We start from the raw sequence: 23,789 nt of genomic DNA on the forward strand, positions 1-23,789 counted from the left end.
CTTGCGGTGACGGTACGCTCGACGGGTGACCGCCGCGCGCTTTCTCGTCGTCCTCGATGCTGACTCCACACTGATCCGCAACGAGGTGATCGAGTTGCTCGCCGACGAGGCGGGCCGCCGCGCCGAGGTGCAGGCGGCCACCGAGGCCGCGATGCGCGGCGAGGTCGACTTCGCCGACAGCCTGCGTTCGCGCGTCGCCGCGCTGCGAGGAGTTCCGGTGGAGGCGTTCGCGCGCGTGCGCGCACGCATCGAACCGACGCCCGGCGTGCGTGAACTGACGGATGCTGTGCATCAGCGCGGCGGAGTCGTGGGCGTCGTATCGGGCGGATTCCACGAGATCCTCGACGAGGTCGCGCCTGCGCTGGGCGTGGACCGGTGGCGGGCGAACCGCCTCGCGGTCGATGACGGCGTGCTCACCGGTGCTGTCGAGGGCGAGATCGTGGATGCCGCCGCCAAGGCAGCATCGCTGACGGCGTGGGCGGCAGAACTCGGCGTCGCGCCGCATGCGACGATCGCGATTGGCGACGGCGCGAACGATCTTCACATGATGGCAACGGCTGGCCTCGGCCTCGCGTTCAACGCCAAGCCCGCGGTACGCGCCGCGGCGGCGCTCGTCGTCGGGCCGCAGGATCTCTCCGAGGTCATCCCGCTGCTTCCCTAACTCAGCTGCTTCCCTGACACAACTACTTTCCTGACACCTCGGGGCGCATACAGCTGCGCGGCGATGACCCTGCCGGATGTCGGCGGGGCGTCGTATCGTACGGGCATGGACATCATCCTCGTCCCCGGGCTGTGGCTCGACGCGTCCTCATGGGCCCCGGTGCTGCCGGCGCTGCGCGCTGCGGGTCATCGCCCTCACCCGCTCACGATGCCGGGCGTCGGCTCACCAGCCCCGGAATCGTCCGGCATCGGAATGGCCGATTGGGTCGCGGCGGTGGTCGAGCAGATCGACGCCGCCGAGCACCCCGTGGTGCTCGTCGGGCACTCCGGCGGCGGCAACGTCGTATGGGGCGCCGCCGACGCCCGTCCCGAGCAGGTGCAGCACGTCGTGTTCGTCGACACTGTCCCCCCGGCGCCCGACAGCAGCATCAGCGAGTTCCCGCTCGTCGACGGTGTCGTGCCGTTCCCCGGTTGGGATTTCTTTCCCGACGAGGATGTCTACGATCTCGACGACACCGTGCGCGAACGCACGCTACCGCTGACCCACAGCGTGCCCGCGCGCGTGCCGACCGATCCCCTGCCGCTGACGCGCGAGAGCAGGCACGGCGTTCCCGTGACGCTGCTTATGGGCGCGTACGACCAGACGCGCTTCGACGCCGAGTCCGAGGGATGGGGCGAGTTCGGTCAGGAGTACCGCTCGATCGCGCACGCTCGCGTCGTGCGGATCGGTTCGGGTCACTGGCCGCAGTTCACCGCGCCCCAACGACTCGCCGAACTGCTCGTCGATGCCGTAGGAGTCGACTGAACGGAATCAGTGCCCCATGCCGAGGCCGCCGTCGACCGGGATCACTGCACCCGAGATGTACGCGGCGTCGTCACCTGCGAGCCAGGCGACCGCGCCTGCGACCTCGTCAGGGGTGGCGAAGCGCCCCGCCGGGATGCTCGCCTTGTACTGCTTCTGCGTCTCTTCGGGCAGCTCGGCAGTCATGTCGGTCTCGATGAAGCCGGGGGCGACGACGTTTGCGGTGATCCCCCGCCCGCCCAGCTCGCGCGTCAGCGAGCGGGCGAAGCCGACGAGCGCGCTCTTCGACGCCGAGTAGTTGACCTGTCCGGCCGAGCCGTAGAGACCCACGACGCTGGAGATGAGGATCACACGGCCGAAGCGCTTGCGCAGCATCCCCTTCGACGCACGCTTGACCACCCGGAACGTGCCGCCGAGGTTGGTGGCGACGACGCTGTCGAAGTCGTCCTCGCTCATGCGCATCAGCAGAGTGTCCTTGGTGATGCCCGCGTTGGCGACGACGATCTCGATGGGGCCCAGCTTCTCCTCCACCTCGGTGAAGGCGGCGTCGATCGCGGCAGCATCCGTCACGTCCGCGCGCACAGTGAGCGTGCCCTCGGGACCCTCGCCGCTGCGCGCGGTCACCGCGACGCGGTAGCCGTCGCGGACGAAACGTTCGGCGATGGCGCGGCCGATACCGCGGTTTCCACCGGTGACGAGGACGACGCGATCAGCGCTCATGTACGGGCTCCAGACTGTGGGGACGAACGCAGGCCATCCTACCGAGGGATCGAATCGCGCTCACCGTCGCGCCCGCCAGCGGCTGTGCGCGCACAGCCGCGGATCCCGCGCCCTCGTGCGCGGCGTAGGCTGGAAGCACTGTGAAACGCGTCCGTCATGCCCCCTCTGTCACCTCCCTGCCGCAGTCGCCGCAGGACGAGGCGAAACACCGTGTGCGCCGCTACGCGCTCACCATGGGCATCCGCACGATCTGCTTCCTGCTCATCGCCCTCGTGCAGCCGTTCGGCTGGTGGACCTGGGTGTTCGCCGCAGCCGCGATCTTCCTGCCGTACATCGCGGTCGTCTACGCCAACGCCGGGAGTGACAGCACCCCGTCGAACGTCGAATCACCCACGATGCAGATCGAGGCGACGTCGGCGATGCCCCAGCCGCATCCTGACGACGCGACAGACGTGTTCACCATCCGCGAGCAGCCCGACGCCGCCCGCGACGATGTCCCGAAAGACGAGGATCGATGACCGAGGATCTCGAGTGCGCTCGCGCCGACTGCCGCGCGGCGGCCACTCACCACATCGTGTGGCGCAATCCCCGCATCCATGACGCGGATCGGCGCAAGATCTGGCCGGCATGCGATGAGCACGTCGGATTCCTCAGCGACTACCTGCGCACTCGGGAGTTCCCGGTCGAGGTCAGCGAAGGGCTGCCGTCGTGAGGCAGAAACTCCTGCGTTGGGGCGCGTACGTGCTGGTCGGGATCGCCTTCGCCATCGGATGTGTCTTCCTGTCGCAGTGGCAGTTCGACCGCAACGAGTCCCGGGCGACGCAGATCGCGCTCGTGGAGGACAACTACGACGCCGCCCCGGTGCCGTTGTCTGATCTGATCGGCGCCGACGGTGTACTCGACCCCGCTGATGAGTGGCGGCCGGTCGAGCTGAACGGGCACTACCTCGCCGACGAGCAGCTGCTGGCCCGCAACCGCCCGCACGGCGGCACCAGCGCGTTCGAGGTGCTGGTGCCGTTCCAGGATCAGTCCGGACTGCTCTTCCTGGTCGATCGCGGCTGGGTCCGGCCCGGTGAAGGTCCGGGGCCGGATGCCGTCCCCGCTCCCCCGGCCGGTGAAAGCACCGTGATCGTTCGTCTTCGACCGGGTGAACAGCTACCGGCATCCGGTCGTGGCGCTCCCGAGGGTCAGGTGCCGACCATCCATCTGCCGACGATCGACGAACGCGTCGACGGCGATCTGATCACGGGGGCCTACGGGCGGCTGGTCTCGGAAGACCCCGCGCCCGAGGTCGGGCTGGGCGGATTCGACAAGCCCACCGAAGATCCCGGCCCCCACCTGTCGTACGCGATCCAGTGGATCCTATTTGCGATCATGGGCTTCGCCTTCATCGGCTACATCATCCGCATCGAGATCGTGCGGGCGAAAGAAGACGCCGGTGAGATCCCCCAGCAGGAGCCACGTCGCCGTCGCGACCGCGACGCCGACGCCGAGGACGCCCTGCTCGACTCCGTCCGAGGCTGAGCGCGCCCTCCCGCCGGTAGCGTGGATGGATGTCCCATCCCGACCCCGCGCGGCGGCTCGCAGACGCACTCACCGGCACCGGCCTGGGGCTGCGGCGCGGCGTCGTCGCTGTCGCTCCGGCTTCGGATGCCTGGGCACGGGCATTCCGGGGTGTGCACGAAGCGCTGGCATCCACTGCGCCGACCGAGGTCCTGTCCATTCAGCACATCGGTTCCACGTCGGTTCCGGGGCTGGAGGCCAAACCCATCCTGGACATCGCAATCGGTGTGCGACCCGGCACGCCGTCCGACGCACTCGACGGGTGGCTGTCGGGACTGGGGATGCTGCTGCGCGGCGATGCCACGGACGTGCGTCCCGACCGCATGTACGGCTACGAGCTGGAGCCGATGATCCGGCTCGTCAACGTGCACGTCCTCGAGTATCAGTCGCGCGGCTGGCAGGACTACCTCGGCTTCCGCGACCGCCTGCGTGCCGACCCGGTTGATCGCGAGGCGTATGGCGCGCTCAAACGGCGGCTCGCAGACCGGCATCCCGGAGACCGTCTGGCGTACATCCGCGACAAGGAGTCATTCATCCTCCCCCGCCGCTGACGCCGATCCGCGCAGATCTGCACAGCATCGGATGCTGCGGCCCGGATCGCTCCGAGAATGTGCAGATCTCCGAAGATGTGGCGCGCGCCGCGAGCGGATCCCGCCGCCTCACACGGCGGATGCCCGGTGCAGCCCCTGCGCCACGGCGCGCATGATCAGATCCTGGACGACATGCCACTGCTCCATGACCTGCCGGTATCCGACACGGATGACGTGGTAGCCCATCAGACGCAGCTCGGCGTCGTGCCGGATGTCCTCATTGCGCTGCGCGCCCGTGTGCGTGGCCCCGTCGACCTGCAGCACCAGGCGATCGCCGATCAGCAGGTCGGCTCGGTGCCCGGCGACCCAGATCTGGAACGTCAGCATCAGCCCCAGCCACGCCAGCCGCGCCCGCAGGTAGGTCTCAAGCCCGGGGTCCGCGAACGGGATCGCCGTCGCGAGCACCTCTCGCGCGACCTTCTTGAGGGGCAACCGGTCCAGCACGTCGCGCTGCACAAGGTTCTTGTTGAGCGCGGACTCCCATGTCGCCAGCGCGCGTTCGAACGGCTGACAGTCTGCCACGAGCGCCAGCACGTTCTCGATGGAGTCCTCCAACGCATCGGGATGACGCGGAACCAGCGGCTTCGCCCAGTGCACGCGCACATCGTCGGGCTTTCCCCCGGCGCCAGCCGGCGAAGCGCCCCAGTGCACTCCCGGTTCTTCCTCGTGCACCCACAGGCCCAGCCGACGCGCCTGGCTGATGCAGCTCACCACGGCACCGTGCCGCGCAGCATCCACCAGCATCCGATCGGCGTCCGGTAGGGCAACCCAGCCGCGACGGACGCGATGGATCGTGCCGGCGTCGACGGCGAGACCGACGTCGTGTCGGCTGACGGCCTGCGCTTTCAGGCTCTGCACGCGGGCGACGCCACCGTGCGCTCGGACGGCGAGGTGCGCGCGCTGCGCGCGTTCGAACGGATTCATGCCCCGAGCATGACGCGTTGCGGGCCCCCTGCCTGCCACGATTCTCGTGTTCTGTGGAGAACTGCGTCAGCATCCGAGGATGGGGACAACGTCGTTCACGCGCAGATTTGCACAACATCGGATGCTGTCGCCCGGATCGCTCCGAGAATGTGCAGATCTCCGAAGATGTGCGGCGGCAGGCGGCGATGGGCAGCAGCACCACCACCACCCGGCAGCGCGCAGTCTCACGCGAGTTCGATGAGCTCCTGATACTCGCGGCTCCAGATGTCTTCGACACCGTCGGGCAGGATCAGCACGCGCTCGGGGTTGAGCGACTCCACGGCCCCGGGGTCGTGCGATACGAGCACGACGGCGCCCTCGTAGTGGGCCAGAGCGCCGAGGATCTCCTCACGCGATGCGGGGTCGAGGTTGTTCGTGGGCTCGTCGAGCAGCAGCATGTTCGCCGACGAGACCACCAGGGTCGCCAGCGACAGTCGCGTCTTCTCGCCACCCGAGAGAACCCCGGCGGGCTTGAGCACGTCGTCGCCGGTGAACAGGAACGATCCGAGCACCTTGCGGGCTTCGGTCTCGGTGATGTCGGGGGCCGCCGACATCATGTTCGCCAGCACCGAGCGGTCGACGTCGAGGTTCTCATGCTCCTGGGCGTAGTAGCCGATCTTCAACCCGTGCCCCGGCTCGAGCGTGCCGGTGTCGGGCTGGTCGACTCCGGCCAGCATGCGCAGCAGGGTCGTCTTTCCGGCACCGTTGAGTCCCAGCACCACAACCTTTGAGCCGCGGTCAATCGCGAGATCGACGTCGGTGAAGATCTCGAGCGATCCGTACGACTTCGACAAGCCGGACGCCATCAACGGCGTCTTGCCACACGGTGCGGGCTTCGGGAACCGCAGCTTGGCGACACGGTCGACCTGACGCACCTCGTCCAGGCCCGACAGGAGCTTCTCGGCACGCGCGACCATCTGGTGCGCGGCCGCAGCCTTCGACGCCTTCGCGCCGAAGCGTGCTGCCTGCTGCTGCAGTTGCGTGGCCTTCTTCTCGGCGTTGGCGCGTTCCTTCTTACGGCGCTCCTCATCGGCCACCCGCTGGCGCAGGTAGTTCTTCCAGTTCATGTTGTACATGTCGATGACCTGGCGGTTCGCATCGAGGTAGAACACCCGGTTGACGGTCTCGCCGACGAGTTCGACATCGTGGCTGATGACGATCAGGCCGCCCTTGTAGCCCTTCAAGAACTCCCGCAGCCACACGACGCTGTCGGCGTCGAGGTGGTTGGTGGGTTCGTCGAGGATCATCGTGTCAGCATCCGAGAACAGAATGCGCGCGAGCTCGATCCGACGACGCTGACCGCCCGAGAGCGTGTTCAGCGGCTGGTCGAGGATGCGGTCGGGCAGCGAGAGGTTGTGCGCGATGGACGCGGCCTCGGCCTCGGCCGCATAGCCACCGAGCGCCTCGAAGCGCTCGGTGAGGTTGGCGAACTTGCGCATGGCGCGCTCGGCGATCTTGGGGTCATCGGAGGCCATGTCGTTCGACGCCTGGGCGATGCCCAGCTGGATGGTTCCCAGACCGCGGGCATCGAGGATGCGCGTACGCGCGAGCATCTCGGGGTCGCCGGTGCGCGGATCCTGTGGCAGGTAGCCGAGCTCGCCCGAGCGGGTGACCTTGCCCTCGGAAGCGAGGACGTCTCCGGCGAGCACCTTGGTCAGCGTGGTCTTGCCGGCACCGTTGCGGCCGACCAATCCGATCTTGTCACCGGCGGCGACGCGGAACGACACGTCTGACATGAGCACACGGGCTCCGACGCGGATCTCGAGTTCGTGCACGGCAAGCACAGCGGAGGGTCCATTCGTTGAAGGTGGAGGGCGGCCGAACGGCCAGCCTCTCAGTATATGCGCCCACCGACGATGACCAGGTTCATCCCCGAGAGGGATGCGGATGCTACCAACGGACGACGCGCGATGCGGCACCACCCCCATAGCGTGCTCTCGTGGATCTGATCAACGAACTCATTGCGCAGGCTGTGGCCTCGCCGTGGCTGTTTCCGGTGCTGTTCGTCGCGACCGTGATCGATGGCTTCTTCCCGCCGGTGCCCAGTGAGTCCGTGCTGGTCGCGGCGGCGGCTGTGCTGGCGATGACGGATGCCACCGCACTGGTGCCGCTGTGCCTGCTCGCCGCGGCTGCGGCGACGATCGGCGACAACATCGCGTTCTGGGTCGGCCGCCGCGTGGGAACGCGACGGTTCCGGTGGATGCGCAGGCCTCGGGTGGCCGCGACCTTCGATCACGCGCGACGTGCGATGGATCATTCGGCGGCCGTGCTCGTGCTCGGGGCGCGGTACGTGCCTGTCGGCCGAGTCGCGGTGAACATGTCGGCCGGGGCTGTCGGATACCCGTGGCGGCGCTTTCTGCCCCTGTCGGCGCTCGCCGGGCTGTGCTGGAGCGTCTTCAGCATCTCGATCGGGCTGGTCGCGGGCACGTGGGTGCGTGACCAGCCGCTGCTGGCGGCATTGCTCGGCGTCGCCATCGCCCTGCTGATCGGCGTGATGGTCGATCGGGTGGCGGCGCTGCGACGCCGCGCGCGCCGGCGTCGGCTCGATCGGAGCGCTGCGGATGCCACCGCGAGCGCCCCGGGCGACGCCGAGGCGCCCGTCCGGGAGCAGCGCGATCAGGACGAGCCCGTTCCCGTACCGATGCCTCAGAACGAACGCACCTCGCGACTGGCAGGATGACGGACATGTTCGTGCGCATTCGTCGCCCCACGTATCGCCAGGCCGCGATCCTGTTGATCTCCGTCGCGTGCGTGGCGCTTTTTGCCGTGCTGGTGCCGCTGCAGTCCGTGGTCTACGGAACCCCCGTCGCCCTGTCGTTCCTGCTCGGCGCGGGGATGTGCGGGGCGCCGCTACTCATGCTGACCCGTCCGCGACTGGCCACGGTCATGATGGTCGTCGCACAACTGAGTCTGGGGCTGCTGGTATCGCCCACGCTGGTGCAGCATGCGCCTTGGCCCTGGTCCGTGCCCGCGATGCTCGCGCTGCTGTGCGCGGTGGCCGTCGCAACGGCACAGCACGGCGCGAGGATGGGTTTCCTGCCGCTCATCGTCGGTGCGGCGACCTCTCTGATGGTCGTCATCCTGAGCCCCGACATGGTTGCGCAGGTGGCCTCGGCGGCGTCCGCGAACCTCATCGTCGGAGTATGCACCGCCGTCGGCGTGTACCTGCTGACCCTGCTCATCACGGCACGGTTGCGGGTGGGCGCGGAGCTCGACCGCGAGCGCGCGGTATCTGCCTCTGAGCACGAACGCCGGCTGCGGGTCGAAGAGCGCACGCGCATTGCCCGCGAACTGCATGACATCGTGGCGCACAGCATGTCGGTGATCCAGGTGCAGGCCGCCACCGCGCGATACCGGGTCGATGACCTGCCCGAAGCCGCCGCGCAGGAATTCGACGGCATCGCCGCGACTGCCCGCACCTCACTGACCGAGATGCGGCGGCTGCTCGGAGTGCTGCGCACCGAGGAGGGGGCACCGGAGCTCTCGCCCCAACAGGGCATCGCCGACATCCCGGAGCTGATTGACAGCATCCGCGGCTCGGGGGCCTCGGTGTCGTTCGAGCAGCGCGTCGGCTCGCACGAAACACCCGCCGGCGTCGGTCTTGCGGCGTTCCGCATCGCCCAGGAGGCACTGAGCAACGCGCTGCGACACGCCCCGGGCGCGCCCATCGCCATCTCCCTGGAGGTCAACGACCGCGACCTGCGCCTGCGCGTGCGCAATGCGCCGCCAGGCGCGCATCGCGGGCCGAATCGGGCATCCGACTCTCCCACGGCGAGCGCAACGCAACCGCATCCGACGGCTGGAAGCGGCCACGGCCTTCGAGGCATGCGCGAACGCGCGGCGGTGCTGGGCGGTACTGTTCAGGCATCGGCCACCGCCGACGGCGGCTGGCTCGTCGATGCCCGTCTTCCCCTCACCACCCCTGACTCTGTGGAGCTCTCGTGACGATCCGTGTTCTCATCGCCGACGATCAGGGCATGGTGCGTGCCGGCTTCGCGGCGCTGCTGAACGCACATGACGGCATCGAGGTTGTCGGCCAGGCCGCAGACGGCGCCGAGGCGGCCCGACTGTGCGCGCGTCTCGAACCCGACGTGGTGCTGATGGACGTGCGGATGCCCGAGCTCGACGGAATCGCCGCGACGCGCCGGATCCTCGGCCCGGACTATCCCGCCGCCCGGGTGCCGCGCATTCTGATGCTCACGACGTTCGACATCGACGACTACGTGTATGACGCGCTGGAGGCCGGAGCCAGTGGATTTCTGCTCAAGGACGCGCTGCCCGAGGAACTCGTACACGCCGTGCGGGTCATCGCCGCCGGTGATGCGCTGCTGGCCCCCAGCGTGACGCGCCGCATGATCGAGCATTTCGGTGCGCGTCGGCCCCGGCCCGCGGTCGCGCGGCCGACCCTGGCGGGGCTGACCGAGCGCGAGCGCGAGGTGCTCACGCTGATCGGCCGGGGGCTGTCGAACGCCGAGATCGCCGCCGAGCTGTTCATCGCCGAGCAGACCGTGAAAACGCACGTCGGCAAGGTCTTCCAGAAGCTGGCGCTGCGCGACCGCGTGCAGGCGGTGATCTTCGCCTACGACGCGGGTCTCGTCTCGCCCGCTGTGTGAGTGGCTCCCCGGTAGGGGGGTGAACCGCCCCTATGAGGTGATGCGCCCGTCGCCACCCGCTCCATAGTCTCCTGGCACATCGACCAGGAGGCGCCATGTCCACCACCGCTGCCGGCCGCGACACCGCGGTCGATCTCGTCCGCTGCCTGTGCGTGCTGGGCGTGATCGTCCTGCACGCACTCATGGTCGGAGTCACGGTCACCGCGCAGGGGCCGGTGTTCGAGAACGCGGCCGAGAGCGGCGCCTGGCTGGTACCAGTGAGTTGGGCACTGCAGGTGATGCCGCTGTTCTTCGTCATCGGTGGATTCGCGGGCATCACCGCATTGCGTCGACGCTCCACGTCGGCTGCCGCGTTCGCCGCCGCGCGTGTGCACCGTCTGGTGCGTCCGGCACTCGCCGTGGTCGCGACGGCGGGTGTGCTCCTGGCGTTGCTCACCCACGCCGGGGTCGCAGATGACCTCGTCGGCGTGGCGGGCTTCCGCTTCTCACAGCCGCTGTGGTTCCTCGGCGTGTTCCTGGGATGTCAGGCTCTGCTGCCGCTGATGGCGCGCCTGCACGCCCGGTACCGGACCGGTGCCCTGGGCGCGCTCGCCGCGATGGCCGTGCTGGTAGATGCTGCGCGCATCATCACCGGCGAGGCTGCGGTCGGTCTCGTCAACATGGCCTTTGTCTGGTTGGCCCTGCAACAGCTGGGGTTCTTCCTCTCGGATGGCAGCATCGACCGCATCGGACCTCGGGCGCGGGCTCTCACCGCGACCGCTGCCGTCGCCCTCCTGGTGCTGTCGTTCCAGAGCGGCTTCCACTCCCCCGATCTGATCGCCAACCTCAACCCGCCGACGACGGCGCTGCTGCTGGTCGGACTGACCCACACCCTGCTGTTCTCGCTCGTACGGTCGAGCATCGCCGTCGTCGCCGAGCGGCCCGCGCTCGCAGCCTTCACGGCGTTCGTATCGCAACGCACCATGACCATCTACCTCTGGCACATGCCTGTGCTGCTCGCCCTTGCCGGTGTTCTCGCGCTATTCGCTCAGCAGACCGGCGGCGCCCTTCCCGCACCGGGCGGGGCGGAGTGGTGGCTGACCCGTCCCGCATGGGTCGCCGCCGCGGTGGCGTTGACGGCGCTGCTGAGCGTGCCCCTGGCGCGCATCGAGGCGTCGCGCGTCCGCCACGGCTCGGTCCGCGCGGATCGAGCCGCAGCGGGTGTCGTCCTGGGAGTGGCCGGCGTCGTGGTGCTGCTCGCCGCCGGCACCACCCCAGTGACGGTCGCGATCACCAGCGTGCTGTGGCTCGGAGCGCTCATCGTCACGTCACCTCGGCCGGTGCCCGCAGAGCGTCAGCTGCCGGTGCACACGCTCAGCGCGCCAGCCCGCGGGCGGCGAGCGCGTCACCGACGTCATCCGCGTGCCGGAGTGTCAGTACCAGCAGGGGCAGCGCCGCGCGCGGCCCGAGTCGCACGCCACGTGCGCGCTGCGCGTCCCGCACCTGATTCAGGAATCCCGCGAGCACCGGCACCATGGCGATGGTGAGCGAGATCGCCAGCGCGGCCGTCTCCGGGTCGAGCCGGAACACCCGCAGGGGACGCAAGAGCCGCTGCAGCACATCGAGCAGGTCGCCCATGCGGGTGGTTCGGGTGACGAGGGCGACGAGCAGGATCAGTGCCACCACGCGCCCGGCGTTGCGCACGGCCTCGTCGAGGCCGACGAAGATCCACAGCGCTCCGGCGAGCACGATGATCAGCCAGCGCAGTCGCCACCAGGACTCTGCCAGCAGACGCCACCCGAGCCCGCCCACGACGTAGAGTGACGAGACGGCGGCCACCAGTATCGCGGTGCCGGTCGTCCCCAGCGGAAGCACCGAAACACACAGCGCCAACGCCGCGAGTAGACCGAGTTTCGCACCGGCCGACCTGCGATGCAGGATGCCCGTGCCGGGCCGGTACAGCGAGATCATGCCGCTCTTCGCCGGTACTGGTCGATCACATCGGCGGGTTCGCCGACCGCGTGCACAGCGCCGTCGACGAACAGCACGACCTCATCGCACTGCGCCGCGAGTTCGAGATCATGGGTGACGAGCACGACCGGCACGTCGAGGTTCAGCAACAGGGCGCCGATGCGACGGGTGTTGCGCAGGTCGAGCAGTGTGGTCGGTTCGTCGGCGACGACGAGGTCGGGGGCCGTGGCGAGCACCGCAGCGACGGCGAGCAGCTGCCGTTGCCCGCCCGAGAGGCTGGCGACGGGCTGGTCTGCACGGCCCGCCAACCCGTATCGTGCGAGAAGCTCGTCGATGCGTGCGGCGCGCTCGCGCTTGCCCACCCGCCCCAGCGAGAGCGCGAGGTCTTCGCCGGGTGTCGGCATCAGAATCTGCGCCTCGGGATTGGTGAAGACGAACCCGACGCGGGCCCGCAGGTGGTCGGCGTGGTCGATGACGTCGAGTCCGAGCACGCGCATCGTGCCGGCCGTCGGCTTTCGGAGACCGTTCAGCAGGCGGGCGAAGGTCGACTTGCCCGACCCATTCGCCCCGATCACGGCCGTGCGGCGCGCGGACAACGTCACCGAGACGTCGTGCAGCACGCGAACACCCTCCACCTCATACCCGACTCCCCGGAGCGAGATGTCGGCGGCCGTCACGATGCAACGGATGCCACGTGCACGACTCGCTGCGGGAATGCGCGCGGGTAGGCGCGACGCAATGCCACGGCCAGCGCCGTCGCCGCACCGGCCTTGATCAGATCGCCCGGCAGGAATGCGAGGGTCGACACGGCGGTCAGGTCGAGCGGTACGCCCGTGACCCAGGACTGGACGGGAATGCCGAACAGATACACGACGGCGATGCCCCCGACGAGGGTGGCGATACCCGCACGCCACCAGGTGAACCGCCCGGAGTGCGCGATGATCCCGATCACGATCGCGCCGACGACCCAGCCCAGCAGGTAGCCCGCCGTGGGCCCGACGAAGGCCCCGAGGCCGCCACGCCCACCGGCCAGTACGGGAAGGCCGACGGCGGCCAGCGCCAGCACGATGAGGATCGCCAGCGGGGCGCGACGGGCCCCCAGGATGAGTCCTGCGAGCATGACGCCCAGCGTCTGCCCCGTGATCGGCACGCCTCCGGGCAGGGGCACCATGACGGTGCCGAGCACGATGATCAGCGCGGCGAACAGCGCGATGCGAGCGAGATCGGCACTGAGGGGGCGACGGACAGCAGACATGGGTTTCCTCTCGGAGATTTCCTGAACATCGTTCACCTGAACAGTGTTCACCTGAACGCTGTTCACTATACTGGCCGTATGGCCCCCTCCCGACACGATCGACACAGCGTCATCGACTGCGCCCTGCGTCTACTCGATGACATCGGCCTTCCCGATCTGTCGATGCGCCGCATCGCCGCCGAGCTCGAGGTGCAACCCAGCGCGCTGTACTGGCACTTCCCCAACAAGCAGGCGCTGCTGGCAGGTGTGGCCGATCGCATCCTCTCTGCTGTACCGGCCCCCGATGCATCCCGCGACACCTCGCAGGTCGCGCACGCCGTCCTCGACGCCCTGCTGGCTTATCGCGACGGCGCCGAGATCGTCATGAGCAGCTACGCGCTGCGCCTCGGTACCCCGCGCGCACAGCAGGCGCTTGCCGCGTCACTGACCCCGCACCCCGACAGCGACGTCCTCGCCGACGCCGTCTTCGAGTTCATCCTGGGGCATGCCACCCTGCTGCAGCAGCGCATGCACGCACAGAGCATCGGGGCCGTCGAGCCCGACGCTCAGGATCCGACCGCGCACTCCGACGCGGTGTTCTGCACCGGCATCCGAGCACTCACCGCGGGCGTACGTGTCTGAACGCGACACGGCCTATTCCCACACAGCAGGGGCACCGTCGTTCAGCGGATCGCGACGATGCGCTCGATGGCCTCGGTGATGATCTCGGGGCTGGTGCCGAAGTTCAGCCGCACGTGTCCCGCACCCTCGGCGCCGAACGCCGGACCGAAGTGCAACGCGACTTTCCCCTCGCGCAGAATGGGCTTGGCCGGGTTGGCACCCCAGCCGAGTGCGCTCAGGTCGATCCAGCCGAGATAGCCGGCATCGGGCATCCGATACTCCGCCTCGGGCAGTCGATCAGCCAGCAGATCACCGAGCAGGCGACGGTTGGCATCGAGAGTCAGCAGCAGGCCGTCAAGCCATTCGTCGCTCTCGGGCGCGAACGCCGCCACTGCGGCGAGCAGGCCGAACTGTCCGGTACGCCACTCGACTTCGACGGGAAGCCGGCGCAGCACGCGTCGATGCGCGGCACTCTCGGCGACCATCAGAGCGCACTTGAGCCCTGCGAGGTTGAACGCCTTGCTCGCGCTGACGACCGCGAACCCCACCTGGGCAGCGGCATCTCCGGCGGCCAGGAACGGCGTGTATCCCGTGCCGGGTTGCGCGAGGGGCGCGTGTATCTCGTCCGACACGACGGCGGCGCCGTGCTGCGCGGCGAGTTCGGCCAACGCCCGCAAGGACGCCGCCGAGTGTACGGTGCCGGTCGGGTTGTGCGGGTTGCACAGCAGCACCGCGCGGGCCCCGGATGCCAGTGACCCGGCGATCCCCTCCAGGTCGAGCTCCCAGCCCGAACCGATATCGCGCAGAGGCACCCGCTCGACGACGCCGCCGGCCTCTTCGACCAGCTCGAAGAACGGCGGGTACACCGGCGGATTCACGATCACGCGTTCGCCGGGCGCGATCACCCGGCGCAGGATCTCAACGATGCCCATGCTGACGTCCGCGGTGCTGCGCATGCCCGCAGGGTCGGGGACCCACCCGAAACGGCGATCGGCGAATGCCGCATACGACGCCGCCAGCGGTGTGCGCGAGGCGACGTACCCCGTGTCGCCGTCCCGCACGGCACGCTCGAGCGCCGCCGTGATCTGCGGGGCGAGCGGAAAATCGGTCTCGGCGACGAACAACGGGAGCACCCCTTCGGGGTACTCCCGCCATTTCTCGCTCGTTCGGCGGCGCAACTGCTCCAAGCTCAGGGCCTGAATGGGCGCAGCCATGTCAGTTCGGCTCCGGGTCAGATAGCGAAGCCGAGGGCGCGCATCATGTCACGCCCGTCGTCGGTGATCCGCTCCGGGCCCCACGGCGGCATCCACACCCAGTTGATCCGGAACTGATCGACCACGGCGTCCAGCGCCTGAGCGGTCTGCTCCTCGAGCACGTCGGTGAGCGGGCAGCCAGCGCTGGTCAGGGTCATGTGGATGACCAGTGCATCGTTCTCGTCATCCCACGACAGGTCGTAGATCAGACCGAGGTCGACGACGTTGATCCCGAGCTCGGGATCCATGACGTCCTTGAGAGCCTCGGTGACCTCGTCGAACTTCTCGGGAGTGAGGGTCGCGGTCATGCCCTCAGCCTACGCTTCGATCGGGGCTGCGGGGTCGATGAAACGGTCGTAGCCCTCGTCCTCCAGACGGTCGGCCAGTTCAGCACCGCCCTCTTCGACGATCTTGCCCGCCACGATCACGTGCACGAAGTCCGGGCGGATGTACCGCAGGATGCGCGTGTAGTGCGTGATCAGCAGCACACCCAGATCGGTGGCCTCCTTCGCACGGTTGACACCCTCGGACACGATCTTCAGCGCGTCGACGTCCAGACCCGAGTCGGTCTCGTCGAGCACGGCGAACTTCGGCTTGAGCACCTCGAGCTGCATGATCTCGTGGCGCTTCTTCTCGCCACCCGAGAAGCCCTCGTTGACGTTGCGCTGAGCGAACTTCGGGTCCATGCGCAGGTTGCTCATGGCCGACTTGACGTCCTTGGTCCACTGACGGATCGAGGGCGCCTCGCCATCGATCGCGGTCTTGGCCGTGCGCAGGAAGTTCGTCACCGTGACGCCGGGGATCTCCACCGGGTACTGCATGGCGAGGAACAGGCCGGCGCGGGCACGCTCGTCGACACTCATCTCGAGCACGTCCTCACCGTCGAAGGTGATGGTGCCCTGGGTGACGGTGTACTTGGGGTGACCGGCGATCGTGTAGGCGAGGGTGGACTTGCCCGAGCCGTTCGGGCCCATGATCGCGTGCGTCTCACCGGTCTTGATGGTGAGGTCGATCCCGTTGAGGATCGGCGAAGTGCCCTGATCGGTCTCGACCGTTACGTGCAGGTCGCGGATCTCGAGAACAGACATTCAGACTTCCTTAATGACAGTGGGGTCGATGAGCACGTCGTCGCCGTCGATCGTGACGGCGTAAACGGGGACGGGCTCGTAAGCGGGGAGGTTGAGGGGGTGGCCGGTCTCGAGCGAGAACGCCGAGCCGTGGGCCCAGCACTCCAGCGTCTTGCCTTCCACGAAGCCCTCGGCCAGCGAGATGTCGCCGTGCGTGCAGCGGTCGCCGATCGCGTGGATCACGTCGTCGGCGTCCTTCACGAGTGCGATGGCGACGCCGTCGATCTCGACGCGCAGCGGGGTGTCCTGTTCGAGTTCACTGACGCCGCACGCGCGCTGCGCACTCACTGGGCGGCCTCGCGATCGCCCAGAACGGCCTGCGGGTCGACCGCGGCGAGCTCGGCCTCGACGGCGGCGAGCAGCTCGTCCTGCACCGACGGGATGCCGATGCGCTGGATGACCTCGGTGAGGAATCCGAACACGACCAGGCGTCGCGCCTCGTCCTCGGTGATACCGCGAGCCTGCAGGTAGAACAGCTGCTCGTCGTCGAAGCGCCCCGTGGCACTGGCGTGACCGGCACCGGCGATGTCACCGGTCTCGATCTCGAGGTTCGGGATCGAGTCGGCGCGGGCGCCCTCGGTGAGCACCAGGTTGCGGTTCGCCTCGTACGAGTCGGTGCCGACGGCGTCCCGGCCGATCAGCACGTCACCGATCCACACGCTGTGCGCGCTGGCACCGTTGAGGGCTCCCTTGTAGAGCACATCACCGGTGGTATGCGCACCCTTGTGGTGCAGGTACACCTGGCTCTCGAGGTGCTGACCCGAATCGGCGAAGGACAGACCGTACAGGTAGCCTTCCGAACCGGTGCCGGCGAGTTCGAGGTTGGGGTTCACGCGCACAATGCCACCGCCCAGGCTGACGACGATGTGCGTCAGTTCGGCGTCGCGGTCGACACGCGCCTGGTGAGCCGACGCGTGGATCGCGTCGTCTTCCCACTGCTGCACGGTGACAAGCTTCAGCTTGGCACCGTCGCGGACGATGATCTCGACGTTCTGCGCGTACTGTGCCGTGCCGGTGTGGCGCAGAACAACGGTGGAGACGCTGTGGCGGCCCGCCTCGATCACCAGGTGGGCGTCGGCGCGTCCGCCCTTGCCGTCGATCTGCACGACGATCGGCTCGGTGACCTCTTCATCGGCGGGGATGCTGAGGTGGAGGGCATCCGACGCTCCCTGCCACGCCACAGCCGAAACGATGTCCTCGGGGGTGAAGAACTCGCCGCGCGGCGCCGTGCCGTGAGCGAGTGCCGGACGGACGTACTGCGTGTGGCTGACGGTGGTCTCGACGCCGTCATTGACCGGACTGGTCTCGAAGAGCGCCTTCAGCTGCGCAACCGGCGTGTGCTTCCAGTTGACCTCGCGGCCCGTGGGCGCACCGAAGTCCTCGGGATCGAACGACCGGGGCCGCTCGGAGCGGGTCTGCACCGGAACGAAACCGGCGCCGGTGACCTGTGCGGCCGGGTCGATGTGCGCGTTCGTCTGCGGCGCCGCGGCGGGCGCCTGTGTGGGGGCCGTCATCAGCCGACCGATCCTTCCATGCCCATCTCGATGAGCTTGTTCAGTTCCATCGCGTACTCCATGGGCAGCTCGCGCGCGATCGGCTCGATGAACCCACGCACGATCATGGCCATTGCCTCGGTCTCATCGATGCCGCGCGACTGCAGGTAGAAGAGCTGCTCGGCGCTGACCTTCGAGACGGTGGCCTCGTGGCCGAGCTGCACGTCATCGACGCGGATGTCGATCGACGGGTACGTGTCGGAGCGGGACTGCGTGTCGACCAGCAGCGCATCGCAGACCACGGAGTTCGCAGAGTGGTGCGCGGCGGGATCCACCCGGACCTCACCGCGGTAGCCGGAGCGGCCACCTCCGCGGGCGATCGACTTCGAGACGATCGACGACTGCGTGTGCGGCGCCATGTGCACCATCTTCGCGCCGGCGTCCTGGTGCTGACCGGGCCCGGCGAAAGCCACCGAGAGCGTCTCACCCTTGGCGTGCTCACCCATCAGGTAGATCGACGGGTACTTCATCGTGACCTTGGAGCCGATGTTGCCGTCGACCCACTCCATGGTGGCACCCTCGTGCGCAACGGCACGCTTGGTGACCAGGTTGTAGACGTTGTTCGACCAGTTCTGGATGGTCGTGTAGCGAACGCGGGCGTTCTTCTTCACGATGATCTCGACGACCGCCGAGTGCAGCGAGTCCGACTTGTAGATCGGCGCGGTGCAGCCCTCGATGTAGTGGACGTAGCTGTCCTCATCGGCGATGATCAGGGTCCGCTCGAACTGGCCCATGTTCTCGGTGTTGATGCGGAAGTATGCCTGCAGCGGAATCTCGACGTGCACGCCCTTCGGCACGTACACGAACGAACCACCCGACCAGACGGCCGTGTTCAGCGCGGCGAACTTGTTGTCGCCGGAGGGGATCACGGTGCCGAAGTACTCCTCGAAGAACTCCGGGTGCTCGCGCAGCGCCGTGTCGGTGTCCATGAAGATGACACCCTGCTCTTCCAGGTCCTCACGGATCTGGTGGTAGACGACCTCGGACTCGTACTGCGCGGCGACGCCGGCGACCAGCCGCTGACGCTCGGCCTCGGGGATGCCCAGGCGCTCGTACGTGTTCTTGATGTCATCGGGGAGGTCTTCCCACGACTGCGCCTGACGCTCGGTGGAACGCACGAAGTACTTGATGTTGTCGAAGTCGATCTCACTGAGGTCTGCACCCCAGGTCGGCATCGGCTTGCGCTCGAAGAGCGACAGACCCTTCAGGCGCGTCTTCAGCATCCACTCGGGCTCGTTCTTCAGACCGGAGATGTCGCGGACGACCGCTTCAGACAGACCGCGCCGTGCGCTGGCACCGGCCGCGTCGGGGTCGTGCCAGCCGAACTCGTACACCCCCAGACTGTCCAGCTCCGGGCGGTCGATCAGCACATCCGACATGGCACACTCTCCTCAACATGGACCCAGACGGTGTCATCCGCCCCGGCACACCGAACCCCGTCGAGTCTGCGGAGATCGGATGCCGCTCATGGGCCCTCATCACGACGCGCGGCGCGCGCCTAAACTGTCAGTGGTGGACGGCACGCAGTGCGCGACCATCACAACAATCCGATTCTACAGGTTCCCCTGCTGGACGGGCCCTGCGCCGTGCTCCACCGCGGAACCCCGGAGGCCCCATGACTGACATCGTCGCGCCCGAGACGACGCCCACCCCCGCACGCCTGCGCGACAGGTTCTTCGGCTGGATGCCGAGCAGCATCGATGCACGCGTGCGCGTGTTCGCGTGGCTGTCGTTCCTCTTCGAAGTCTTCATCATCGGCACCGGTGGCGCGGTGCGCCTGACCGGTTCGGGCCTCGGATGCTCCGAGTGGCCGCTGTGCACCCCGGAGTCGCTCGTCCCCACTCAGGAACAGGGCATCCACGGCGTCATCGAGTTCGGCAACCGCACGATCACGGGGGTCGTCGGCATCCTCGCCATCGTCGTCCTGCTGTTCACACTGCACGCGATCGGTGGGCGCCGCGCGTTCACGAACGCCGTGTGGTTCGCGCTCGTGGGGGTCGGAGCCGGGCTGATCGCCTACGCGATCGCCGCAGCCGCGGGCGCCGAGGCGTTCCCGTTCTTCGCAGCCGCACTGCTGCTCGTCACCATTGTCGCTGCGGCGCACTCGCTCCGCACGACCCCGGGACGCAAAGACCTGCCCGTACTGGCGTGGATCGTCCTGATCGGCGTGATCGCCCAGGCCTTCGTCGGCGGCATCACGGTGCTGACGGGGCTGAACCCGTTCATCGTCGGGTTCCACTACGCGGCTTCCCTCGCGCTGGTGTGCGTCACGGCCGCCTATCTGGTGCGCATGCGTGAACCGGCCGGCGCACGCGAACGCGCCGTTCCGGTCTGGTTCGCGATCCTCACGCACGTCACGGGTCTCGCGATGGCAGTGACGATCGTCGTCGGCATCCTCACCACCGGTTCCGGCCCGCACTCCGGCGACGTCAACGTCGTGCGCGAGGGCTTCGATGCCACCGTGCTGGCCCACGTGCACTCCTGGCCGGGCTACATCCTGGCGGGACTTGTCGTCGCGCTGACGGCGGCCGCGTGGATCCAGCGCCTGCCGGTGCGCGGATGGATGCTGCTGGTGGCGGCCGTCGCCGTCCAGGTGCTCGTCGGCGTCTGGCAGGCACGAGAGGGTCTTCCCGCACTGCTGGTGGGCATCCACATGGTGTTGGCAGCACTGACGGCAGCCAACTACACGGTCGTCGTGCTGAAGCTCAAGCGCCCCACCGCCGGCTGATCCGCTGATCCAACGCAATCGCCCCGGTGCTCGTGACGAGCGCCGGGGCGATTGCGTTGCGGTTGTGAACCGCTCGGATCAGAAGGGCAGCAGCGGGTCGACCGCAACCGAGAGGAACAGCAGCGTGAGGTAGGTGATCGAGGCGTGGAACACGCGCATCGGTCGCGCCTCGTCACCGTGCACGGCGCGGTTGTAGAGCCGGTGCGACTCGTAGATGAACCAGCCACCGAACACCACCGCCGAGACCGTGTAGACCAGGCCCATGCCCGCCACAGGAATCAGCAGCAGCGAGCACGCGACCGTCGCCCATGCGTACAGGATGACTTGCAGGCCGACCTGCGACGGCGAACGGGTCGCGCCGAGCATGGGCACGTCGACGTCGTCGTAGTCGGCGCTGTACTTCATCGACAGCGGCCAGTAGTGCGGCGGGGTCCACAGGAAGATCAGCACGAACAGCACGAACGGGGGCCAGTCCAGCGAGCCTGTGACGGCCGACCAGCCGATCAGCACCGGGAAGCAGCCGGCGATGCCACCCCAGACGATGTTCTGCTCGGTGCGGCGCTTGAGGATCATCGTGTAGATCACGACGTAGAAGAAGATCGCTCCGGCCGAGAGCGCGGCGGTGAGCCAGTTGGTGGTCACCAGCAGCCAGATCGTCGAGACGACGGCGAGGACCCACGAGAAGACGAGCGCACCGCGGGGCGAGACCTCTCCGGTCACCAGGGGACGATTGACGGTGCGCTTCATGTGCACATCGATGTCGCGATCGAGGTACATGTTGAACGATGCCGCCGATGCCGCGCTCATCGCGCCGCCGATCACCGTGGCGAACACGAGCCAGAGGTTCGGCAGTCCGCCGGCGGCCAGGAACATCACCGGGACGGTGGAGACCAGCAGGAGTTCCATCACCCGCGGCTTGGTGAGGGCGATGTAGCCGCGGATCTTCTGACCGAACGAGTACGTGGTCTCGGTGGTCTGCGATGTCGTCGAGATCGCGATCGCCTCCTTCTGAGCGGGCACAGACAAAACTGCCCTTCATTCTATGCCACCCGGCGTGTCGCGGCGGCCTCCACGGCAGTGACACGGAGCGGAGCCGATCCAGCTATGGGAAAGCGTTTGCCCACACTTCGCACCCATACGCAACACACCGACGCCGGGTGCTACAGCGCCGGTATGCTGAAACAACTCGCGCGCCCGGCGCAGCAGCACTCTCCGTGACGACGCGGACCGCGCAGGAACAGGGCGCCTTCGCAACAGCCAGAAGGAGTATTGCCGTGGCAGAACTGCAGTGGGATGAGATCGACCGTCGTGCGGTGGACACCGCCCGCATCCTGGCGGCGGACGCCGTCGAGAAGGTGGGCAACGGCCACCCCGGAACGGCTATGAGCCTCGCCCCCGTTGCGTATCTGCTCTACCAGCAGGTGATGCGCCACGATCCGACCGACACCGACTGGCTCGGGCGCGACCGCTTCATCCTCTCGGTCGGCCACTCGTCGCTCACGCAGTACGTGCAGCTGTACCTGGGCGGCTTCGGCTTGGAGCTCGACGACCTGAAGGCGCTGCGCACCTGGGGTTCCAAGACCCCGGGGCACCCGGAGTACGGCCACACCAAGGGCGTCGAGATCACCACCGGTCCGCTGGGTCAGGGCCTCGCGTCGGCGGTCGGCTTCGCGTACGCCGCTCGCTACGAGCGCGGCCTGTTCGATCCCGAGGCCGCCGCGGGCACCAGCCCGTTCGATCACTTCGTCTACACGATCGCCGGTGACGGCGACCTGCAGGAGGGCGTCACGAGCGAGGCCTCGTCGCTGGCCGGCCACCAGCAGCTGGGCAACCTCATCGCGATCTACGACTCCAACCAGATCTCCATCGAGGACGACACCAACGTCGCGTTCACCGAGGATGTCGCCGCACGCTACGAGTCCTACGGCTGGCACGTGCAGACCGTCGACTGGAAGCGCACGGGTGAGTACGTCGAGGACGTCGCCGAGCTCAACGCCGCTATCGACGCCGCCAAGGGCGAGCAGTCCAAGCCGTCGCTCATCATTCTCAAGACGATCATCGGCTGGCCCTCGCCCGGCAAGCAGAACACCGGCAAGATCCATGGTTCGGCGCTCGGCGCCGACGAACTCGCCGCGACCAAGAAGGTGCTCGGATTCGACCCCGAGCAGCACTTCGTCGTCGCCGACGACGTGCTCGCCCACACCCGAGGTCTGGCCGAGCGCGCCGCCGAGGCACGCGCCGAATGGCAGACCTCGTTCGACGCGTGGGCCGCAGCCAACCCCGAGCGCAAGGCGCTGCTGGACCGCGTCGAGGCGCACCAGTTGCCTGCCGACATCGCTGATGCCCTGCCGTCGTTCGAGGCCGGCAAGGACGTCTCGACCCGCGCCGCTTCCGGACAGGTCATCAACGCACTCGCCGAGAGGCTTCCCGAACTGTGGGGCGGCTCCGCCGACCTTGCCGAGTCCAACCTCACCACCATCAAGAGCGCACCGTCGTTCATCCCGAGCGAGTGGTCGACCCACGAGTGGTCGGGTGACCCGTACGGACGCGTCATGCACTTCGGCATCCGCGAGCACGCGATGGGCGCGATCATCAACGGCATCGTGCTGCACGGCCCCACGCGTGCCTTCGGCGGCACGTTCCTGATCTTCAGCGACTACATGCGTCCGGCGGTTCGCCTGGCCGCCCTGATGAACGTGCCCAGCGTCTTCGTCTGGACCCATGACTCCGTCGCCCTCGGCGAGGACGGTCCGACGCACCAGCCGATCGAGCAGCTCGCGTCGCTGCGCCTGATCCCGAACCTCGCCGTCGTGCGCCCCGCGGATGCCAACGAGACCGCCGCGGCCTGGTTGGAGATCCTGCGCCGTCACGAGGGCCCCGCGGGGATCGCCCTGACCCGCCAGAACATCCCGGTGTTCGAACGCGGCGAAGGTGCGGCATCCGGCGAGGTCTTCGCCTCGGCGAGCGGAACGGCCCGCGGCGCGTACGTGCTGGCCGAGGCACCGAGCGGCACTCCCGATGTCATCCTCATCGCGACCGGATCGGAAGTGCAGTTGGCCGTCGCGGCCCGCGCGGCACTGGCATCCGAGGGCGTGAACGCCCGCGTCGTGTCGGCGCCCTCTCTGGAGTGGTTCGCCGAGCAGGACGACGCCTACCGCGAGTCGGTGCTGCCGGCATCCGTCGCCGCACGTGTGTCGGTCGAGGCGGGATCCGTCGTCGGGTGGCGCGACATCGTCGGCGACCGCGGACGCTCGGTCGGCATCGACCACTTCGGCGCCTCCGCCGACTACAAGACCCTCTTCCAGGAGTTCGGGATCACCACCGAGGCCGTCATCGACGCCGCGCGTGAGACCATCGCCGCGGTCGCAGACCGTTGAGCGCCACATTGACCGAGCAGCACAAGGAGCAACGC

Annotated in this window: 25 protein-coding genes and 1 pseudogene; 13 read left to right on the forward strand and 13 right to left on the reverse strand. The window is 68.2% G+C overall.

Going from position 1 to position 23,789, the window contains the following annotated elements; genetic code table 11:
• Positions 1-25 precede the first annotated feature (25 nt).
• Positions 26-661, forward strand: a complete 636-nt coding sequence (serB, locus tag JF543_RS10065; protein WP_179410674.1) for a phosphoserine phosphatase SerB — start codon at positions 26-28, stop codon at positions 659-661.
• Positions 662-766: 105 nt separating this feature from the next.
• A complete protein-coding gene (locus tag JF543_RS10070) occupies positions 767-1,465 on the forward strand; it encodes an alpha/beta fold hydrolase (RefSeq protein ID WP_179410673.1) in 699 nt (232 codons plus the stop codon).
• Positions 1,466-1,471: 6 nt separating this feature from the next.
• Here JF543_RS10070 and JF543_RS10075 read toward each other — a convergent pair whose 3' ends face one another.
• Positions 1,472-2,182, reverse strand: a complete 711-nt coding sequence (locus JF543_RS10075; RefSeq protein ID WP_179410672.1) for a beta-ketoacyl-ACP reductase — start codon at positions 2,180-2,182, stop codon at positions 1,472-1,474.
• Between the two features lie 140 nt (positions 2,183-2,322).
• On the opposite strand from JF543_RS10075, the gene JF543_RS10080 reads away from it, so the two are divergent.
• The 4 genes from JF543_RS10080 to JF543_RS10095 are packed head-to-tail and all read left to right on the forward strand — an operon-like array spanning position 2,323 to position 4,296.
• Complete coding sequence (locus JF543_RS10080; protein ID WP_206549691.1) at positions 2,323-2,700, forward strand: DUF3099 domain-containing protein; 378 nt, start codon at positions 2,323-2,325, stop codon at positions 2,698-2,700.
• Positions 2,697-2,894 (forward strand): hypothetical protein, encoded by a 198-nt coding sequence (locus JF543_RS10085; RefSeq protein ID WP_206823952.1) that lies wholly within the window; start codon positions 2,697-2,699, stop codon positions 2,892-2,894. Before JF543_RS10080 ends, JF543_RS10085 begins: the two co-directional genes overlap by 4 nt.
• Positions 2,891-3,706, forward strand: a complete 816-nt coding sequence (locus JF543_RS10090) for an SURF1 family cytochrome oxidase biogenesis protein (protein WP_206823954.1) — start codon at positions 2,891-2,893, stop codon at positions 3,704-3,706. Before JF543_RS10085 ends, JF543_RS10090 begins: the two co-directional genes overlap by 4 nt.
• A gap of 29 nt (positions 3,707-3,735) precedes the next feature.
• A complete protein-coding gene (locus tag JF543_RS10095) occupies positions 3,736-4,296 on the forward strand; it encodes a GrpB family protein (RefSeq protein WP_206823955.1) in 561 nt (186 codons plus the stop codon).
• Positions 4,297-4,404: 108 nt separating this feature from the next.
• Here the strand turns inward: JF543_RS10095 and JF543_RS10100 are convergent, their stop codons facing one another.
• Both JF543_RS10100 and abc-f read right to left on the reverse strand, forming a co-directional pair.
• Complete coding sequence (locus JF543_RS10100; protein ID WP_206823956.1) at positions 4,405-5,259, reverse strand: endonuclease domain-containing protein; 855 nt, start codon at positions 5,257-5,259, stop codon at positions 4,405-4,407.
• Positions 5,260-5,483: 224 nt separating this feature from the next.
• Positions 5,484-7,082: a ribosomal protection-like ABC-F family protein gene (abc-f, locus tag JF543_RS10105; protein WP_179410667.1), complete on the reverse strand. Its 1,599-nt coding sequence runs from the start codon at positions 7,080-7,082 to the stop codon at positions 5,484-5,486.
• A 155-nt stretch (positions 7,083-7,237) separates the two neighbouring features.
• Here abc-f and JF543_RS10110 point away from each other — a divergent pair, with 155 nt between their 5' ends.
• The 4 genes and pseudogenes from JF543_RS10110 to JF543_RS14425 form a co-directional block, all read left to right on the forward strand.
• Positions 7,238-7,978: a VTT domain-containing protein gene (locus JF543_RS10110; protein WP_206823957.1), complete on the forward strand. Its 741-nt coding sequence runs from the start codon at positions 7,238-7,240 to the stop codon at positions 7,976-7,978.
• Between the two features lie 5 nt (positions 7,979-7,983).
• On the forward strand, positions 7,984-9,243 hold the full coding sequence (locus JF543_RS10115) for a histidine kinase (protein WP_206823958.1): 1,260 nt from the start codon (positions 7,984-7,986) through the stop codon (positions 9,241-9,243).
• Positions 9,240-9,911 (forward strand): response regulator, encoded by a 672-nt coding sequence (locus JF543_RS10120; RefSeq protein ID WP_206549685.1) that lies wholly within the window; start codon positions 9,240-9,242, stop codon positions 9,909-9,911. The genes JF543_RS10115 and JF543_RS10120 overlap by 4 nt, the downstream gene beginning before the upstream one ends.
• Before the next feature lie 95 nt (positions 9,912-10,006).
• Positions 10,007-11,041, forward strand: a pseudogene (locus JF543_RS14425) (acyltransferase family protein); the annotation flags it as partial.
• A gap of 223 nt (positions 11,042-11,264) precedes the next feature.
• Here JF543_RS14425 and JF543_RS10125 read toward each other — a convergent pair.
• The 3 genes from JF543_RS10125 to JF543_RS10135 are packed head-to-tail and all read right to left on the reverse strand — an operon-like array spanning position 11,265 to position 13,116.
• A complete protein-coding gene (locus tag JF543_RS10125) occupies positions 11,265-11,861 on the reverse strand; it encodes an energy-coupling factor transporter transmembrane component T family protein (RefSeq protein WP_206823959.1) in 597 nt (198 codons plus the stop codon).
• The gene (locus JF543_RS10130) at positions 11,858-12,538 is read right to left on the reverse strand and encodes an ATP-binding cassette domain-containing protein (protein WP_206823960.1); all 681 of its coding nucleotides are present in this window, start codon (positions 12,536-12,538) and stop codon (positions 11,858-11,860) included. Before JF543_RS10130 ends, JF543_RS10125 begins: the two co-directional genes overlap by 4 nt.
• Complete coding sequence (locus tag JF543_RS10135; protein WP_206820406.1) at positions 12,535-13,116, reverse strand: biotin transporter BioY; 582 nt, start codon at positions 13,114-13,116, stop codon at positions 12,535-12,537. The genes JF543_RS10130 and JF543_RS10135 overlap by 4 nt, the downstream gene beginning before the upstream one ends.
• Positions 13,117-13,194: 78 nt before the next feature.
• Here JF543_RS10135 and JF543_RS10140 point away from each other — a divergent pair, with 78 nt between their 5' ends.
• A complete protein-coding gene (locus JF543_RS10140) occupies positions 13,195-13,737 on the forward strand; it encodes a TetR family transcriptional regulator (protein WP_206823962.1) in 543 nt (180 codons plus the stop codon).
• Between the two features lie 41 nt (positions 13,738-13,778).
• Here JF543_RS10140 and JF543_RS10145 read toward each other — a convergent pair whose 3' ends face one another.
• The 6 genes from JF543_RS10145 to sufB are packed head-to-tail and all read right to left on the reverse strand — an operon-like array spanning position 13,779 to position 19,028.
• A complete protein-coding gene (locus JF543_RS10145) occupies positions 13,779-14,930 on the reverse strand; it encodes a MalY/PatB family protein (RefSeq protein WP_206823964.1) in 1,152 nt (383 codons plus the stop codon).
• A 17-nt stretch (positions 14,931-14,947) separates the two neighbouring features.
• Positions 14,948-15,277 carry a metal-sulfur cluster assembly factor gene (locus JF543_RS10150; RefSeq protein WP_179410658.1) on the reverse strand — a complete coding sequence of 110 codons (330 nt, stop codon included), beginning with the start codon at positions 15,275-15,277 and terminating at the stop codon, positions 14,948-14,950.
• Positions 15,278-15,286: 9 nt separating this feature from the next.
• Positions 15,287-16,057, reverse strand: coding sequence for a Fe-S cluster assembly ATPase SufC (gene sufC / locus JF543_RS10155; protein ID WP_179410657.1), 771 nt, complete (start codon positions 16,055-16,057; stop codon positions 15,287-15,289).
• On the reverse strand, positions 16,058-16,384 hold the full coding sequence (locus tag JF543_RS10160) for a non-heme iron oxygenase ferredoxin subunit (RefSeq protein WP_179410656.1): 327 nt from the start codon (positions 16,382-16,384) through the stop codon (positions 16,058-16,060).
• Positions 16,381-17,610: a Fe-S cluster assembly protein SufD gene (gene sufD / locus JF543_RS10165; RefSeq protein WP_206823969.1), complete on the reverse strand. Its 1,230-nt coding sequence runs from the start codon at positions 17,608-17,610 to the stop codon at positions 16,381-16,383. The genes JF543_RS10160 and sufD overlap by 4 nt, the downstream gene beginning before the upstream one ends.
• Positions 17,610-19,028 (reverse strand): Fe-S cluster assembly protein SufB, encoded by a 1,419-nt coding sequence (gene sufB, locus JF543_RS10170; RefSeq protein WP_179410654.1) that lies wholly within the window; start codon positions 19,026-19,028, stop codon positions 17,610-17,612. The genes sufD and sufB overlap by 1 nt, the downstream gene beginning before the upstream one ends.
• Positions 19,029-19,333: 305 nt before the next feature.
• On the opposite strand from sufB, the gene JF543_RS10175 reads away from it, so the two are divergent.
• Complete coding sequence (locus JF543_RS10175) at positions 19,334-20,377, forward strand: COX15/CtaA family protein (RefSeq protein ID WP_431522700.1); 1,044 nt, start codon at positions 19,334-19,336, stop codon at positions 20,375-20,377.
• 78 nt (positions 20,378-20,455) lie between these two features.
• On the opposite strand, the gene JF543_RS10180 is transcribed toward JF543_RS10175, so the two are convergent.
• Positions 20,456-21,376, reverse strand: a complete 921-nt coding sequence (locus JF543_RS10180; RefSeq protein WP_206821643.1) for a heme o synthase — start codon at positions 21,374-21,376, stop codon at positions 20,456-20,458.
• Positions 21,377-21,651: 275 nt separating this feature from the next.
• On the opposite strand from JF543_RS10180, the gene tkt reads away from it, so the two are divergent.
• Positions 21,652-23,754: a transketolase gene (tkt, locus tag JF543_RS10185; RefSeq protein WP_179410652.1), complete on the forward strand. Its 2,103-nt coding sequence runs from the start codon at positions 21,652-21,654 to the stop codon at positions 23,752-23,754.
• The last annotated feature ends 35 nt before the right edge of the window (positions 23,755-23,789 follow it).

It is taken from the genome of Microbacterium esteraromaticum (genome assembly GCF_017303215.1).
GTDB lineage: Bacteria > Actinomycetota > Actinomycetes > Actinomycetales > Microbacteriaceae > Microbacterium > Microbacterium esteraromaticum_C.